Source organism: Paenibacillus sp. FSL H8-0282, from assembly GCF_037963825.1.
Taxonomy (GTDB): Bacteria; Bacillota; Bacilli; order Paenibacillales; family Paenibacillaceae; genus Paenibacillus_AQ; species Paenibacillus_AQ odorifer.
This window is the reverse complement of sequence record NZ_CP150146.1, coordinates 3,515,245-3,534,179: the sequence shown is the minus strand read 5'-3', so window position 1 is coordinate 3,534,179 and position 18,935 is coordinate 3,515,245. Positions and strand designations below refer to the sequence as shown.

General features: G+C 53.6%; 2 protein-coding genes (1 of these 2 running past the window's edge). Both read right to left on the bottom strand.

Annotated elements, in window-relative coordinates:
* Positions 1 to 30: 30 nt before the first annotated feature.
* On the bottom strand, positions 31 to 3,747 hold the full coding sequence (locus tag NST94_RS15135) for an SDR family NAD(P)-dependent oxidoreductase (RefSeq protein ID WP_248548623.1): 3,717 nt from the start codon (positions 3,745 to 3,747) through the stop codon (positions 31 to 33).
* Positions 3,748 to 3,843: 96 nt separating this feature from the next.
* On the bottom strand, positions 3,844 to 18,935 hold the 3' portion of the coding sequence (locus tag NST94_RS15130; protein WP_339281039.1) for a non-ribosomal peptide synthase/polyketide synthase. The gene runs 16,084 nt beyond the window's last position; only the last 15,092 of its 31,176 coding nucleotides appear in the window; its start codon lies beyond the right edge, outside the window — the gene reads right to left on this strand; the stop codon is at positions 3,844 to 3,846.

The following is an 18,935-nucleotide window of genomic DNA, read 5'->3' as shown; positions in this document are numbered from 1 at the left end:
CTTTTCCCCCGCATTCATCTAGTTACGCACTCAGTCTTCAAGCGTTGAATTAGAGTGCTCCAGTGCGCTCGCTATTTGCTCAAGCGTCCGGTCCCGTTCAATATTTAAACGATCTACCGCAACGCCATGCTTTTCCAGCTCAACTTCAACCCGGATGAGAAGCAAGGAGTGTCCTCCCAATTCGTAAAAATTGTCATTAACCATGATCACATTACGTTCGAAAAGTTCTCCCCAAATGCGTGCCAATAGATTCTCAAGTTTTGTATATTCGCCGGATTCCCTTCCAACCAGCTGAACAGCCACTAAGGACTGTTTATCCCGTAACTGACTATTGATGGTTATTTGATTCGTGTGTACAGCGTTAATTTCTCCTAGGATTACTCTAGGTCGATTCGAATTTAGGATTTGATCAAGCGCAGTCAGCGCCGAACGAGGTGTAATATGGCTGATGACGTTGTTGATTTCTTTGACGCCATAATCAACAGCCATACCAACCTCCTTCCAAGCTGGCCAATTAATAGAGCTAGCTGTCATCCCTAATCCAAATCTATAAGCGGCGAATGAATCTAGGAACCGATTGGCTGCCGTATAGTCCCCTTGACCTACTCCCCCGGTAAGCGAAGCGATCGAGGAGCATAGCACGAAAAAGTCAAGGTCATTGTCTTTCGTCAACATGTGCAGATTCCACGACCCCATTACTTTAGGAGATAGGACCGCGTCAAATTGCTCCTTGCTTCTCCTGAACAGCATGCCGTCTCCTGCGATACCTGCTGCATGAATAATACCATTAATATTTCCAAAGCTGCCTCTGATCTGCTGGATCAGAACGTTCATTTGATCGTAGTCGGAAACGTCTGCGCTGTAAGAATGTATGGAAGATCCCAGGCTTTCCATTTCCTCAATGCTCTGAATAATGCGCTTTAGTTTATGATCATCTCCCTCCTTAATTGAGCTCCATTGTTCGCGGCTTGGCAATTGCGTCCGACTTATTAGTGCAATGGAGACTTTATGTTGTCTTACCCAATGTTTGGCTACTTCCAAGCCAATCCCCCCGTGTCCTCCAGTAATGATGTAGACGCCATTGTTGCGTAAGGAGACGGCTTCAGTTTTTTCAAGCTCCGATGACTGAAGGCTTTCTATATACCTATCGCCGTTTCGGTATGCACATTCTGCCGTTTCTCTAATTGGGGCTAAGATTTGTTTAAGTGCAGAAGGATCACTAGTTACGTCCAAATCAAAGCTTCGAGTGAATAAGTACGGATATTCTTGGTGAATAACCTTTGCCATTCCGAGCATAGCGGCACCGATCGGGTTGATCTGTTTCTCATCTCCCGTCACAGAATTTGCAGATTTGGTAAGCACGGTAATCACAACTTCTTGCCTTCGCTGCTTCTTGAATAATGCTTTCGTTAAAGAAACCAAGCTGTACACGCTGCTAACGAGGCGTTCCTGCAATTCCGATGTAGAAAGCGGTAGCCGTTCTTCGAGATCAAAGGCATGAATGACATGCCCAACCTTTCCTAATTGTTCGAGCAGTAAATGGTGGTCAGAATCATTGCTCGAAATCACGTATTCACAATCAGTTACCTTTTTGTACTGGGATCCATAATAAACTTCAATAAAATCTTGGTTTTGTCTTTCCAGTAATATACTGATTTGGTTGCAAACTGGATCTGTTGTTCGAAAGAAAACCGTCTTCCCGTCAATTGGTTCCGAAGGTTTGTCATCAATGCCCTGGGCCACCCATTTCAGCTGATAATAGCAATGTTCCTCTTCTTGCTCGGATGTTGAAGTCTCTCGTCTCCCAACAGGATGTACATTCCTCTTCGGAATACTAATCCAGCATCTGTTTTTCAAATAGCTATATGTTGGCAAACTGACTTTATAATAAGAATGTTTCGGATAAAACAATTCCCAATCAATCTCTGCTCCTTGCGTATAGGCCTGAGCGAAAGCACGAAACGCCCCTCCCATATCGGATGGGTCTTTACTAAAAGTTAGCAGCAGATCTTTGGCGTGATTGGTATCAGAATCGGTCACATTTTCAGGTTTTGGCCAGATGGCTTTGTCAGTGTCGGTGTTGTGACTACCGTAATAAATATGATGCTCCTCCATCGTAAAGAATGGGGCATTAAGAAATCTTTCAAGTTGCTGAAGCAGTTCTTTTATGCTGGATGTCTTCAGCACCAAGCGGTGTGTGTAGTGGTCTCTCCCCGTATTAACGGTGTAACAGACATCCCCGACTCTATAATGGTTAGCAGAACTTGATAGGAAATTAATATATTGTTTAACATTCTCTATTAGATTAGTTTGTTCCATGCCGGATAGGGTAAAAATATGATTCAAGTTGTCAGGGGAAGCCTCAGGTCGTTCAGGAGCTTCTTCTAATATGACATGACAATTAGTTCCGCTTAGACCGAACGAACTTACTCCGCATCTTCTTTTCGAACTTGGTGAACGCTTCCACTGGATTAGCTTGTCCGCAATATAAACAGGCGAATCAATTAACGATATATTAGGATTAAGCTGTTTAAAATGTAGCATCGGAGGAATTTTTTCATGCTTTAAGGCGAGCACTACTTTAATAAAGCCTGCAATTCCTGCTGCATGATCCAAATGACCTATATTTGTTTTAACAGAACCTACGGCACAAAATTGCATTTTTGAGGTATGTCTGCGGAATGCATTTTGTATTCCCTGGATTTCGATCGGATCGCCTAGCTTTGTTCCTGTTCCATGAGCTTCCAGGTATGAAATGGATTCTGGATTGATTCCTGCATCTTGCCATGCGCTTAGAATAACCCGCTCTTGTGCGCTCGGATTCGGTGCGGTTAGCCCCACTGAACTGCCATCTTGATTCCATGCGCCGCCCTTAACGACCGCATAAATATGATCATGATCCAATATCGCTTGATGCAGTGGTTTCAGCAGAACAGCCGCGACTCCCTCCCCAGAATTTGTTCCATCAGAATTTGCGTCGAATGTTCGCGTATACCCGTCTGATGATTCGATTCCCATTTTGTAATTATTCGACTGACTGGCCGGTAACATATTAATTTTGACGCTTCCCGCTATAGCAGTATTGCATTCGCCTGCGCGAATGGAACGACATGCCAGATGAAGAGCGGATAAAGATGAAGAGCATGCGGTATCCACCACACTGCTGGGTCCTTTAAAATCAAATATATAGGAAATCCTACCTGCAATAATCGATTTTAAATTACCTGAAGTTGTTAGACCTACAAGCTCCGGAGCGGACATTTGCGCAAATGTTTTGTATTCAATTGGCCCTTCGCTAGAAAGTCCGACGAACACTCCGGTTTCGCTGCCATGCAATCCCCTTCCCCCGTAACCTGCATCCTCCATAGCAGCATAGACAGTCTCTAGAAAGAGACGTTGGTTCGGATCCATTAATTGAGCCTCAATGGCCGGTATAGAAAAAAACTTATAATCAAACGTGTCGATGTTGCCAAGATAAGTAGACTTCATGAATTTCTGAGGAGCGGGAGCGATGCCTAATTGTTTTAGCGCGTCTGTTATATCTTTTTTACGTGTTCGTGGCAGATCTTCAATCAAACATTTCCCGTCAACTAAAAAACCCCAAAATTCATTCATGTTTCTTGCTCTACCAATCTGACAAGATACACCAATCACTGCAATATCTTTACTTGAGATTTGTTCAAACTTGATATTTTCGTTAGTTAAGAGCACGTCAGAAGTATCGAAATCGACCAGTCTTTTTTTCATATATCCTCCTCTAATATGAAACCGCTCCTAATGGGTGATTGGTAAGATAAAGGAGAAGGACATCTGCTTGCCTTCTCCTCTCTCCTACACTTAACTTTACATCTCTAGCAGACCTATCTTTTTTTCACATTGTTCAAGCATTTTTGTCAGTAAGCTTACGAATTGGCGAAGCAGCGTCTCTACAGACGCTTGTAAAATGCGGCCCTGGTTGTGCTCACATGTAAAGGCAAGGGCATGACCATCCTCTACACATTGGAGCACTAGATCGAACTGTTTTGCAAAGCCTGCCGGTAACGAGACAGCGCCTGCAAAAGCACAAAGTATTTGGTCTTCACGCGGCTCATAAGCGGTGTACTTCACCTTGTCCCAATGAAAATGTCCTCCATCTCTCGTTTTCAGGTATCTGTCTACTGTTGTAAAGACTTCTCTCAACTCTGCAGCTTCGCGGAACGAAACCTCAACTTGACATAAAACGTCGTCATTTAGTAAGCAAGGTAAAGTTACCTCATCTGTCTGTGCGTATTCCGACATCAAAAATGCAAAAGCAGTCATCAGAATAGATACCTTTAGAACACTGTAGTGATCCGAAATCCGTTCCAAGCTTTGACTCGTTCGCTTCGAAAGCTCAAAAAGCAATACATCGCCTGGAATGTAGTCACCCTGGTCGAGCATATCCGACGTTGGGAATGTGAAGGGCTTCCATTTAAATACTTGCTTTTGCTCATAGATCGTTTCAATATGCTGAGCCAGTTGACGCACGTTCGGATTTCCGAACAAATCCGCTACAGAAAGAACGCCCGGATACTTTTGCTTTAACTTGGCATATACCTCTACAATGTGCAATGAGTTTCCGCCAACATGGAAGAAATGATCCGTAACCCCAATATCGTCTTGGTTAAGGACCGCTTGCCACACTTTCAAAATTTCAGACTCAATCTCAGTAGCAGGCGGCAGTATTTCTCCTTTATTTTGCATGGCCAGATTTGGAACAGGTAGAAAATTTCGATTCACTTTTCCGTTATTGTTGAGTGGAATGTTCTCCATTTCAACAAAATACGAAGGGATCATATAATCCGGCAAATACTGAGACAGGTAAGCACGTATTTGAGCCGCTGTTAGCGGCATACTGCATACTAGATAAGCGCATAGATACGCTTGACCTTGTTCCTTTTCGCGGGCAATAACCACCGCTTCGCAGATGTTTGCGTGCGCCATGAGCCGCGCCTCGATCTCCCCGCATTCGATCCGGTAGCCGCGAATCTTTACCTGATGGTCGATCCGGCCCAAGTACTCAATGTTACCGTCCGGTAACCATCTCGCCAAATCCCCGGTCCGATACATCTTAGTACCCGTCTCAAATGGGTTATCCACGAACTTCTCCGCCGTCAGCTCCGGCCGGTTCCAGTAACCACGTGCCAAGCCATCGCCCGCGATACACAGTTCACCTGCGACGCCGATCGGCTGAAATTGCCAGTTGTCGCTCACAATGTACAGTTGTGTATTATCGATCGGTTTACCGATAGGTACAACCGGTTCCATAAAGGAGGTCATGCAGTCAAAATATGCAACCTCTACCGTTGCTTCTGTTGGCCCGTAAAGGTTGTGTAGCGTCGCTTCGTGACCCTCGGTTAACTTGTAGAAGCCCGCGACGTGCTGCGGCTTTAACGCTTCGCCGCTTGCAAATACCCGGCGTAAGCTGCTAAGCTTCTCTGTTTTAAACGCTTGCCCAGCATACTCCAGGAAGACGCTCAGCATCGACGGCACAAAGTGCATTGCCGTCACGCGATACCGCTCAATTGTTTCAGCTAGCACAGCGGGATCTTTCTCTCCCTGTGGTGGAAGCATGCAGACTCGGGCCCCTGTCATTCCCCATAGAAATAGCTCCCATACGGAAACATCGAACGTGATCGGCGTCTTCTGCAGAATGACGTCCTGTTCCCCAATCGGGTAGCGCTTTTGCATCCATTGCAGGCGGTTGATGACCGAGCGATGCTCAATCATGACCCCTTTCGGGTTGCCTGTTGTACCCGAGGTATAAATTACATACGCCAAACACCGGGAGTCTATCGTTAGCGGCGGATTGGCCTCGAGTTGCGCTTGTCCCCTCTCCGTCAACTCGAGCACCGAACCCTCGAATCCACATGGATCCAGGCCCGGCTGAATCAGAAGCACCTCCGCACCGCTGTCCGTCAGCATATAACGGATACGCTCGGCAGGCAGCGACGGATCGATCGGCAAGTAGGCTCCGCCAGCCTTCAGGATGGCGTAAAGCCCTACCATCAGCTCCAGCGAGCGTTCCGCCAGGATGGCCACGATGCGATCCGGTCCCACACCCTGTTCGCGCAGCGTCCAAGCCAGCTGATTGGCCCGCGCATTCAGCTCCGCATAAGTCAGTTGCTTATCCTCGTACACGACCGCCACCGCGTTCGGTGTCTTCTCAACTTGGGCCTCGAACAGCCCATGGATCGTCGCTTCCCGTGGATACGCTGCCGCCGTGTCGTTAAACGCGTAGAGCAGCAACTGCTTCTCCTCTGGCGTTATAAATTGCAAAGAAGCTATGCTTGCGTCCGTTCGTTCGGTAATTTGAGTCAACAGTTGTACAAAGTGAGACAATAGACGCTCAACCGTAGACGCATTGAACAAGGCGCGACTATATTCCAGTGTCATGTGAAGACCTTGATTGACTTCCACGACATTCAGCGTCAAATCAAACTTCGTCACCGGATGGCTCAGCTCGACCGGACGAACGTCAACGTCCGCTAGGCTAAAGCGTGTCTGCTCCATATTTTGCAGCACTAGCATCGTGTCAAACAGCGGGTTGCGGCTCCTATCGCGGCGCACGTTCAGCTTCTCCACCAGTTCTTCGAACGGATAGTCCTGATGTTCAAACGCTGCCAGCGTCCGCGCCTTCACCTCGCGCACGAAGTCAATAAACCGCTTGTCCCCGGACGGAGCGTTGCGCAGCGCCAGCGTGTTCACGAACATCCCGATCATTGGCTCCGTGTCCGCATGCGTTCTCCCCGACACCGGCGTACCCACCACAATGTCGGTCTGCCCCGTGTACTTGTGTAGCCACACGTTATAGGCTGCAAGCAGCACCATGTACAGCGTCGATCCCGTCTCTGCCGCGATTCGTTTAAGGGCCTCTGCAGTCTTGGCGCTCACCGAGGTGTATACCTTTCCGCCCTCGCTACTTGGTACCGCCGGACGCGTATGGTCGGTCGGCAGCTCCAGCACTGGTGCTTCCTCCGCATAGGTGGACAGCCAGTACGCCTCATTCGTTTGCATCCGCTCAACCTCGAGCGCGCCTTGCTGCCAGACCGCGTAGTCCTTGTACTGAATTCGCAGCGGTGGCAGCTCCTCGCCGGCATACGCCGTCATGAAGTCCGACAGCAGGATGTTCATCGATACGCCGTCCGACACAATATGATGCATGTCCCACAGCAGCCAATAACGGTCCTCCGCTAGACGCAGCAGCTCGGCGCGCAGTAGCGGTGCTTGGTCAAGTGCGAACGGACGCACGAAGTTCCTTGTCAACGCCCGCGCATGCGCTTCATCTGTATCTTGGTAAACCCATTCCAACGACACGTCTTCGTGTATCTGTTGTCTCGGTTCGCCGTCTACCCACGTGAACGAGGTGCGCAGCGATTCGTGACGGGTGATGACTGAGCGAATCGCTTGCTCCAGCCGATCCGCGTCCACCTTCCCTGCCAGTTCCACGACGCCCGGCATGTTGTAACGCGTGCTCTCCGGCTCCAGCTCATGCAGCACATACAACCGCCGCTGCGCCGACGACAGCGCATACGATGCCTGTGGCTCTGCCGGCTCAATCCGGCCGTAGTCGCTAGGATCCATGCTGCGCACATATTCCGCCAACGCCTTCACCGTCGGTCGCGCGAACAGCTCCCGCAGCGGCAAATCCACCGACAGCTGCTGATGGATGCGCGACACCAGCGTCACGGCCTTCAGCGAATGACCGCCGCGCTCGAAGAACGAATCGCTGATGCCGATCGTACCCCCGCCCAGTGCCTCCGCGAACAACGTCGTCAATTGCGCCTCCATCTCATCTCGAGGCGCTTCATAGGCTTCGGTGTAAGCCTCCCGATCCGGCGCAGGCAGCGCCTTGTGGTCTACCTTGCCGTTGTTGTTCAGCGGAATGTTCTCCAATTCAACAAAATAGGACGGAATCATGTACTCCGGCAGCTGTGCCGCCAAATGCGCACGTAGTTCCGGAACGGGAACAGCTTCACCGCTCACGATATACGCACACAAGTGCGCCTGCCCCTTTTCCTCTTCCCGGGCAATGACTACCGCTTCGCGGATGTCAACGTGCGCCATGAGCCGCGCCTCGATCTCCCCGCATTCGATCCGGTAGCCGCGGATCTTCACCTGATGGTCAATCCGGCCCAAGTATTCGAGGTTGCCGTCCGGCAGCCATCTCGCCAAATCACCGGTCCGGTACATCCGTGTACCTGGTTCAAAAGGATTGTCCACGAACTTCTCCGCCGTCAGTTCCGGCCGGTTCCAGTAACCACGGGCTAAGCCATCGCCAGCGATACACAGCTCACCTGCAACACCGATCGGCTGCAACTGCCAGTTGTCGCTCAAAATATACAGCTGTGTATTGGCGATCGGACCCCCGATGCTCACCGTCTGATCATTGGTTACTTCCCGCATCGCGGACCAAATCGTTGACTCGGTCGGACCGTACATATTAAACAGCGCGGCCTTCGATTTGCTTTGCAGCACCGCCAGCAGATCGTCCGTCCAAGCCTCTCCTCCAATCAACATTTCCGTGACGCTTTCCAGCCACCCATCGTTGCCTGCAGACAGCAGCATCTTCAACCGGGAAGGCGTCATCTGCACCACGTCGATATGCTGGCGCTCGATCAGCGCCGCCAGCTGCTGAGGCTCCTTCTGCTGCTCTTCATTCGCTGTCACGACCCGCATGCCTTGCGTCAACGCAAGCAGTGTTTCCACCACCGAGATGTCGAACGACAGCGTGGTCGCAAATAACATCGACTTCGCTGGGGCGAACGGAATCGCTTGCCTCATCCCTGCGATAAAGTTCACCACCGAGCGGTGCTCGATCATGACTCCTTTCGGGTTCCCTGTTGTGCCCGAGGTGTAGATCATATAGGCCAAATCGTTCGACGTTGCATTAAGCGTGAGGTTTGCTTCTGACGGTGCTTGTTCAGATTCTGCCAGGTCCAGCACCGTGCCTTCGAATCCGCACGGATCTAGACTAGGCTGAATCAGCAGCACCTTCGCCCCACTGTCCGCTAGCATATACCGGATACGTTCGGCAGGCAGCGACGGATCGATCGGCAAGTACGCCCCACCGGCCTTCAGGATGCCGAGTACCCCGATAACCATCTCCAGCGAGCGTTCCGCCAGGATGGCCACGATGCGATCCGGACCCACACCCTGCTCGCGCAGCGTCCAAGCCAGCTGATTCGTCCGCGCATTCAGCTCCGCATAAGTCAGTTGCTGGTCCTCGTACACGACCGCTACCGCATTCGGCGTCTTCTCAACTTGCGCCTCGAACAGCTCATGGATCGTCGCTTCCCGTGGATAGTCCGCCGCCGTGTCATTGAAAGCGTGCAGCAGTTGCTTCTCCTCCGGCGTTACCAGTTGCAGAGAAGCTATGCTTGCGTCTGTTCGTTCGGTAATTTGAGTCAACAGTTGTACAAAGTGAGACAATAGACGCTCAACCGTAGACGCATTGAACAAGGCGCGACTATATTCCAGCGTCATGTGAAGACTTTGATTGACTTCGACGACGTTTAGCGTCAAGTCAAACTTCGTCACCGGATGGCTCAGCTCGACCGGACGAATGTCAACGTCTGCCAGATCAAAGCTTACCTGCTCCATATTTTGCAATATTAGCATCGTGTCAAACAGCGGGTTTCGGCTCCTATCGCGGCGCACGTTCAGCTTCTCCACCAGTTCTTCGAACGGATAGTCCTGATGTTCAAACGCTGCCAGCGTCCGCGCCTTCACCTCGTGCACGAAGTCGATAAATCGCTTGTCCCCGGATGGAGCGTTGCGCAGCGCCAGCGTGTTCACGAACATCCCGATCATCGGCTCCGTGTCTGCATGTGTGCGCCCCGACACCGGCGTACCCAGCACGATGTCGGTCTGCCCCGTGTACTTGTGTAGCCACACGTTATAGGCTGCAAGCAGTACCATGTAAAGCGTTGATCCGGTCTTCGTTGCGACTTTCTTCAGCCCTTCGGCCACGTCCGCGCTAATCTCTGCATGAACGCGTCCGCCCTCGCTGCTTGGTACCGCAGGACGCACTCGGTCGGTCGGCAGCTCCAGCACCGGTGCTTCCTCCGTAAAGGCGGACAGCCAGTACGCCTCGTGCGCTTCCATCCGCTCGGCCTCGAGCGTGCCTTGCTGCCAGACTGCATAATCCTTGTACTGAATCCGCAGTGGCGGCAGCTCCGCGCCGGCATACGCCGTCATGAAGTCCGACAGCAGGATGTTCATCGATACGCCGTCCGACACAATATGATGCATGTCCCACAGCAGCCAATGGCGGTCCTCCGCTAGACGCAGCAGCCCAGCGCGCAGTAGCGGCGCTTGGTCAAGTGCGAACGGACGCACGAAGTCCCGTGTCAACGCCCGCGCATGCTCTTCATGCGTATCTTGGTAAACCCATTCCAACGACACGTCTTCGTGTATCTGTTGTCTCGGTTCGCCGTCTACCCATGTGAATGACGTGCGTAGCGATTCGTGACGGGTAATGACTGAACGAATCGCTTGCTCCAGCCGATCCGCGTCCACCTTCCCTACCAGTTCCACGACGCCCGGCATGTTGTAGCGCGTGCTCTCTGGCTCCAGCTCATGCAGCACATACAACCGCCGCTGCGCCGACGACAGCGCATACGATGCCTGTGGCTCTGCCGGCTCAATCCGGCCGTAGTCGCTAGGATCCATGCTGCGCACATATTCCGCCAGCGCCTTCACCGTCGGTCGCGCGAACAGCTCCCGCAGCGGCAAATCCACCGACAGCTGCTGATGAATGCGCGACACCAGCGTTACGGCCTTCAGCGAATGACCACCGCGCTCGAAAAACGAGTCGCCGATGCTGAACGAGCCCGTGCCCAGCACCTCCGCGAACAGCTCCGCCAATTGCGCCTCCAGCGCATCCCGCGGCGCTTCATAGGCTTCTATGCCTGCATTTAAATCCGGCGCAGGCAGCGCCTTACGGTCTACCTTGCCGTTGTTGTTCAGCGGAATGTTCTCCAATTCAACAAAATAGGACGGGATCATATACTCCGGCAAATACCGAGCTAGGTGAGCATGTATTTGAGATGCTGTCAGCGGCATGCTGCATACCAGATAAGCGCATAGATACGCATGCCCTTGCTCATCATTCCGAGACAATACGACCGCTTGGCGGATGTATTCATGCTCTTTCAGACAAACTTCAATCTCCCCACATTCGATGCGATACCCACGGATCTTGACTTGATGATCCATTCGACCCATATAGATAAGGTTGCCATCCGGCTGCCACCTTGCCAAATCCCCAGTCCGATACATCAGCGTACCCGGATCGAACGGGTTATCTACATATTTTTCCGTAGTCAGTTCAGGCTGATTAATATAACCGCGTCCCACGCCATCGCCTGCTATACAAAGCTCTCCCGCTACGCCAATGGGTTGCAATTGGCCGTTTGGATCTACGACGTAGAACCGCATATTGGCGTTGGGACTTCCGATCGTCACTGTTTTATCTGCGGTGACGTCTCGCAGCATCGACCAGACCGTCGTTTCTGTCGGCCCATACATGTTATATATCGCGGCAGAAGACCGTGATTGCAATTGATTCAGTAGATCCTCTGTCAGCGCTTCTCCGCCAACCATAATGTCGCTCACGCTCTCCAACCAAGAATCGGAACCAACAGCCAATAGCGTATGAAGTCTAGATGGTGTGGCCTGCAGCATGGCGATCCGATGTCGCTTAATCAGTTCCGTTAATTGCTGCGGATCCCTCTGCTGATCCTTGGTCGCGACAATGATGCGCATGCCCCGGGTTAACGCCAGTAACGTTTCAACAACCGAGATGTCGAAAGACAACGTGGCCGCGAATAGAATCGATTTGGTCGGCACGAACGCAATTCTCGTTGTCATGCCAAACAGAAAATTGACGGCGGAGCGATGCTCGATCATTACGCCTTTGGGCTGGCCGGTCGTCCCCGATGTGTAAAGCACATAAGCCAAATGGTGTGGCATCACTGTAATGGCAGGGTTCGTTTCAAGCCGATCTCCGATTTCGGTATCCTCAAAATCCAGAATGCATCCTTGAAACGCATACGTTTCTGAACCGTGATGACGCAGCAGTACACTTGCGCCGCTGTCCTTAAGCATGGACCGAATGCGTTCAAACGGCAAAATCGGATCGATTGGCAAATATGCACCGCCGGCCTTCGATATCGCCAATAGGCCAATGATCATTTCCAATGAACGCTCAGCAGCAATTCCGACTACCGTATCCGCTTGAATACCTTTGTCATGCAGCGTCCAAGCCAGCTGATTCGCCCGCGCATTCAACTCTGCATATGTCAATTGTTTGTAGCCGCATATAACCGCCACCGCGTTCGGCGTCTTCTCGACTTGCGCCTCGAACAGCTCATGGATCGTCGCTTCCCGTGGATAGTCCGCCGCCGTGTCATTGAACGCGTGCAGCAGTTGCTTCTCCTCCGGCGTTACCAGTTGCAGAGAAGCTATGCTTGCGTCTGTTCGTTCGGTAATTTGAGTCAACAGTTGTACAAAGTGAGACAATTGCCGCTCAACCGTAGACGCATTGAACAAGGCTCGACTATATTCCAGCGTCATGTGAAGGCCTTGATTGACTTCCACGACATTCAGCGTCAAGTCAAACTTCGTCACCGGATGGCTTAGCTCGACCGAACGAACCTCAACCTCAGCCAAACCAAAGCGCGTCTGCTCCATATTTTGCAATATCAGCATCGTGTCGAACAGCGGGTTTCGGCTCCTATCGCGGCGCACGTTCAGCTTCTCCACCAGTTCTTCGAACGGATAGTCCTGATGTTCAAACGCTGCCAGCGTCCGCGCCTTCACCTCGTGCACGAAGTCGATAAATCGCTTGTCCCCGGATGGAGCGTTGCGCAGCGCCAGCGTGTTCACGAACATCCCGATCATCGGCTCCGTGTCCGCATGTGTGCGCCCCGACACCGGCGTACCGACCACGATGTCGCTCTGCCCCGTGTACTTGTGTAGCCACACGTTGTAGGCTGCGAGCAGCACCATGTACAGCGTCGATCCCGTCTCTGCCGCGATTCGTTTAAGGGCCTCTGCAGTCTTGGCGCTCACTGAGGTGTATACCTTTCCGCCCTCGCTGCTTGGTACCGCCGGACGCGTATGGTCAGTCGGCAGCTCTAGCACTGGCGCTTCCTCCGCATAGGCGGACAGCCAGTACGCCTCGTGCGCTTGCATCCGCTCGACCTCGAGCGTGCCTTGCTGCCAGACCGCGTAATCTTTGTACTGAATCCCCAGCGGCGGCAGCTCCGCGCCGGCATACGCCGTCATGAAGTCCGACAGCAGGATGTTCATCGATACGCCGTCCGACACAATATGATGCATGTCCCACAGCAGCCAATAACGGTCCTCCGCTAGACGCAGCAGCTCGGCGCGCAGTAGCGGTGCTTGGTCAAGTGCGAACGGACGCACGAAGTCCCGTGTCAACGCCCGCGCATGCGCTTCATCTGTATCTTGGTAAACCCATTCCAACGACACGACTTCGTGTATCTGTTGTCTCGGTTCACCGTCTATCCATGTAAACGAAGTGCGCAGCGATTCGTGACGGGTGATGACCGAGCGAATCGCTTGCTCCAGCCGATCCGCGTCCACCTTCCCTACCAGTTCCACGACGCCCGGCATGTTGTAACGCGTGCTCTCCGGCTCCAGCTCATGCAGCACATACAACCGCCGCTGCGCCGACGACAGCGCATACGATGCCTGTGGCTCTGCCGGCTCAATCCGGCCGTAGTCGCTAGGATCCATGCTGCGCACATATTCCGCCAACGCCTTCACCGTCGGTCGCGCGAACAGCTCCCGCAGCGGCAACTCCACCGCCAGCTGCTGATGGATGCGCGACACCAGCGTCACGGCCTTCAGCGAATGACCGCCGCGCTCGAAGAACGAGTCGCCGATGCCAATCGCGCCCGTGACCAACACCTCCGCGAACAGCGTCGCCAATTGCGCCTCCAGCGCATCCCGTGGCGCTTCATAGGCTTCGGTGTAAGCCTCCCGTTCTGGTGCCGGCAGCGCTTTACGGTCTACCTTGCCATTGTTGTTCAGTGGCAGCTTCTCCAGCTCCACGAAGTGCGACGGAATCATGTACTCCGGCAGCTGTACGGCCAGATGCGCACGTAGCTCCGGAACGGGAACAGCTTCGTCGCTCACGATATACGCGCATAAATACGTCTGCCCTTGCTCCTCTTCACGGGCAATAACCACTGCTTCGCGGATGTGCTCTTGCGTCATGAGCCGCGTTTCGATCTCCCCGCATTCGATCCGGTAGCCGCGGATCTTCACCTGATGATCAATCCGGCCCAAGTACTCGAGGTTGCCGTCCGGCAGCCATCTCGCCAAATCACCGGTCCGGTACATCCGTGTACCTGGTTCAAAAGGATTGTCCACGAACTTCTCCGCCGTCAGTTCCGGCCGGTTCCAGTAACCACGGGCTAAGCCATCGCCAGCGATACACAGCTCACCTGCAACACCGATCGGCTGCAACTGCCAGTTGTCGCTCAAAATATACAGCTGTGTATTGGCGATCGGACCCCCGATGCTCACCGTCTGATCATTGGTTACTTCCCGCATCGCGGACCAAATCGTCGTCTCGGTCGGACCGTACATATTAAACAGCGCGGCCTTCGATTTGCTTTGCAGCACCGCCAGCAGATCGTCCGTCCAAGCCTCTCCTCCAATCAACATTTCCGTGACGCTTTCCAGCCACCCATCGTTGCCTGCAGACAGCAGCATCTTCAACCGGGAAGGCGTCATCTGAACCACGTCGATATGCTGGCGCTCGATCAGCGCAGCCAGCTGCTGAGGCTCCTTCTGCTGCTCTTCATTCGCTGCCACGACCCGCATACCTTGCGTCAACGCAAGCAGTGTTTCCACCACCGAGATGTCGAACGACAGCGTGGTCGCAAATAACATCGACTTCGCTGGGGCGAACGGAATCGCTTGCCTCATCCCTGCGATAAAGTTCACCACCGAGCGGTGCTCGATCATGACTCCTTTCGGGTTCCCTGTTGTGCCCGAGGTATAGATCATATAGGCCAAATCGCTCGACGTTGCATTAAGCGCGAGGTTTGCTTCTGACGGTGCTTGCCCGGCTTCCACCAGATCCAGCACCGTGCCTTCGAATCCGCACGGATCCAGGCCCGGCTGAATTAGTAGCATCGCTGCGCCGCTGTCCGTTAGCATATACCGGATACGTTCGGCAGGCAGCGACGGATCGATCGGCAAGTAGGCTCCGCCTGCTTTCAGGATGCCGAGTACCCCTACCATCAGCTCCAGCGAGCGTTCCGTCAGGATGGCCACGATGCGATCCGGACCCACACCCTGTTCGCGTAGCGTCCAAGCCAGCTGATTGGCCCGCGCATTCAGCTCCGCATAAGTCAGCTGCCGGTCTTCGTACACGACCGCCACCGCGTTCGGTGTTTTCTCGACTTGGGCCTCGAATAGCTCATGGATCGTCGCTTCCCGTGGATAGTCCGCCGCCGTGTCATTGAACGTGTGCAACTGCTGCTTCTCCTCCGGCGTTACGAGTTGCAAAGAAGCTATGCTTGCGTCCGTTCGTTCGGTAATTTGAGTCAACAGTTGTACAAAGTGAGACAATAGACGCTCAACCGTAGACGCATTGAACAAGGCGCGACTGTATTCCAGTGTCATATGGAGACTTTGATTGACTTCTACGATGTTTAGCGTCAAGTCGAATTTCGTCACCGGATGGCTCAGCTCGACCGGACGAACGTCAACGTCTGCCAGATCAAAGCTTACCTGCTCCATATTTTGCAATATCAGCATCGTGTCGAACAACGGGTTGCGGCTCCTATCCCGGCGCACGTTCAGCTTCTCTACCAGTTCCTCGAACGGGTAGTCCTGGTGTTCAAACGCTGCCAGTGTCCGCGCCTTCACCTCGTGCACGAAGTCGATAAATCGCTTGTCCCCGGATGGAGCGTTGCGCAGCGCCAGCGTGTTCACGAACATCCCGATCATCGGCTCCGTGTCCGCATGTGTGCGCCCCGACACCGGCGTACCGACCACGATGTCGCTCTGCCCCGTGTACTTGTGTAGCCACACGTTATAGGCTGCAAGCAGTACCATGTACAGCGTTGATCCGGTCTTCGTTGCGACTTTCTTCAGCCCTTCGGCCACGTCCGCGCTAATCTCCGCATGAACGCGTCCGCCCTCGCTGCTTGGCACCGCCGGACGCGTATGATCGGTCGGCAACTCCAGCACCGGCGCTTCCTCCGCATAGGCGGACAGCCAGTACGCCTCATGCGCTTCCATCCGCTCAACCTCGAGCGTGCCTTGTTGCCAGACCGCATAGTCCTTGTACTGAATCCGCAGTGGCGGCAGCTCCTCGCCGGCATACGCCGTCATGAAGTCCGACAGCAAGATGTTCATCGATACGCCGTCCGACACAATATGATGCATGTCCCACAGCAGCCAATGGCGGTCCTCCGCTAGACGCAGCAGCGCAGCGCGCAGTAGCGGCGCTTGGTCAAGTGCGAACGGACGCACGAAGTCCCGTGTCAACGCCCGCGCATGCTCTTCATGCGTATCTTGGTAAACCCATTCCAACGACACGTCTTCGTGTATCTGTTGTCTCGGTTCACCGTCTACCCATGTGAACGACGTTCGTAGCGATTCGTGACGGGTAATGACTGAACGAATCGCTTGCTCCAGCCGATCCGCGTCCACCTTCCCTACCAGTTCCACGACGCCCGGCATGTTGTAGCGCGTGCTCTCTGGCTCCAGCTCATGCAGGACATACAACCGCCGCTGCGCCGACGACAGCGCATACGATGCCTGTGGCTCTGCCGGCTCAATCCGACCGTAGTCGCTAGGATCCATGCTGTGCACATATTCCGCCAACGCCTTCACCGTCGGTCGCGCGAACAACTCCCGTAGCGGCAACTCCACCGCCAACTGCTGATGGATGCGCGACACCAGCGTCACGGCTTTCAGCGAATGACCGCCGCGCTCGAAGAACGAGTCGCCGATGCCGATCGCACTCCCGCCCAGTGCCTCCGCGAACAGCTCCGCCAATTGCGCTTCCAGCCCATCCCGTGGCACTTCATAGGCTTCGGTGTAAGCCTCCCGATCCGGCGCAGGCAGCGCCTTGTGGTCTACCTTGCCGTTGTTGTTCAGCGGAATGTTCTTCAATTGTACAAAATAGGACGGAATCATGTACTCCGGCAGCTGTGCCGCCAAATGCGCACGTAGCTCCGGAACGGGAATAGCTTCGTCGCTCACGATATACGCGCATAAATACGTCTGCCCTTGCTCCTCTTCACGGGCAATAACCACTGCTTCGCGGATATGCTCTTGCGTCATGAGCCGCGTTTCGATCTCCCCGCATTCGATCCGGTAGCCGCGGATCTTCACCTGATGGTCAATCCGGCCCAAGTATTCGAGGTTGCCGTCCGGCAGCCATCTTGCCAAATCACCGGTCCGGTACATCCGTGTACCTGGTTCAAAAGGATTGTCCACGAACTTCTCCGCCGTCAGTTCCGGCCGGTTCCAGTAACCACGGGCTAAGCCATCGCCAGCGATACACAGCTCACCTGCAACACCGATCGGCTGCAACTGCCAGTTGTCGCTCAAAATATACAGCTGTGTATTGGCGATCGGACCCCCGATGCTCACCGTCTGATCATTGGTTACTTCCCGCATCGCGGACCAAATCGTCGACTCGGTCGGACCGTACATATTAAACAGCGCGGCCTTCGATTTGCTTTGCAGCACCGCCAGCAGATCGTCCGTCCAAGCCTCTCCTCCAATCAACATTTCCGTGACGCTTTCCAGCCACCCATCGTTGCCTGCAGACAGCAGCATCTTCAACCGGGAAGGCGTCATCTGCACCACGTCGATATGCTGGCGCTCGATCAGCGCCGCCAGCTGCTGAGGCTCCTTCTGCTGCTCTTCATTCGCTGTCACGACCCGCATGCCTTGCGTCAACGCAAGCAGTGTTTCCACCACCGAGATGTCGAACGACAGCGTGGTCGCAAATAACATCGACTTCGCTGGGGCGAACGGAATCGCTTGCCTCATCCCTGCGATAAAGTTCACCACCGAGCGGTGCTCGATCATGACTCCTTTCGGGTTGCCTGTTGTACCCGAGGTATAAATTACATACGCCAAACGCCGGGAGTCTATCGTTAGCGGCGGATTGGCCTCGAGTTGCGCTTGTCCCCTCTCCGTCAACTCGAGCACCGAACCCTTGAATCCACATGGATCCAGGCCCGGCTGAATCAGAAGTACCTCCGCGCCGCTGTCCGCTAGCATATACCGGATACGTTCGGCAGGCAGCGACGGATCGATCGGCAAGTAGGCTCCGCCTGCTTTCAGGATGCCGAGTACCCCGATAACTATCTCCAGCGAGCGTTCCGCCAGGATGGCCACGATGCGATCTGGACCCACACCCTGTTCGCGCAGCGTCCAAGCCAGCTGATTCGTCCGCGCATTCAGCTCCGCATAAGTTAGCTGCCGGTCTTCGTACACGACCGCCTCCGCGTTCGGTGTCTTCTCGACTTGGGTCTCAAACAGCCCATGGATCGTCGCTTCACGCGGATAATCCGCTACCGTGTCATTGAACGCGTGCAACTGCTGCTTCTCCTCCGGCGTTACGAGTTGCAAAGAAGCTATGCTTGCGTCCGTTCGTTCGGTAATTTGAGTCAACAGTTGTACAAAGTGAGACAATAGACGCTCAACCGTAGACGCATTGAACAAGGCGCGACTGTATTCCAGTGTCATATGGAGACTTTGATTGACTTCTACGATGTTTAGCGTCAAGTCGAATTTCGTCACCGGATGGCTCAGCTCGACCGGACGAACGTCAACGTCTGCCAGATCAAAGCTTACCTGCTCCATATTTTGCAATATCAGCATCGTGTCGAACAACGGGTTGCGGC

Excerpts from the sequence above, each read along its gene's own strand:
- NST94_RS15135 (WP_248548623.1), bottom strand. The coding sequence starts at position 3,747 with ATGAAAAAAAGACTGGTCGATTTCGATACTTCTGACGTGCTCTTAACT.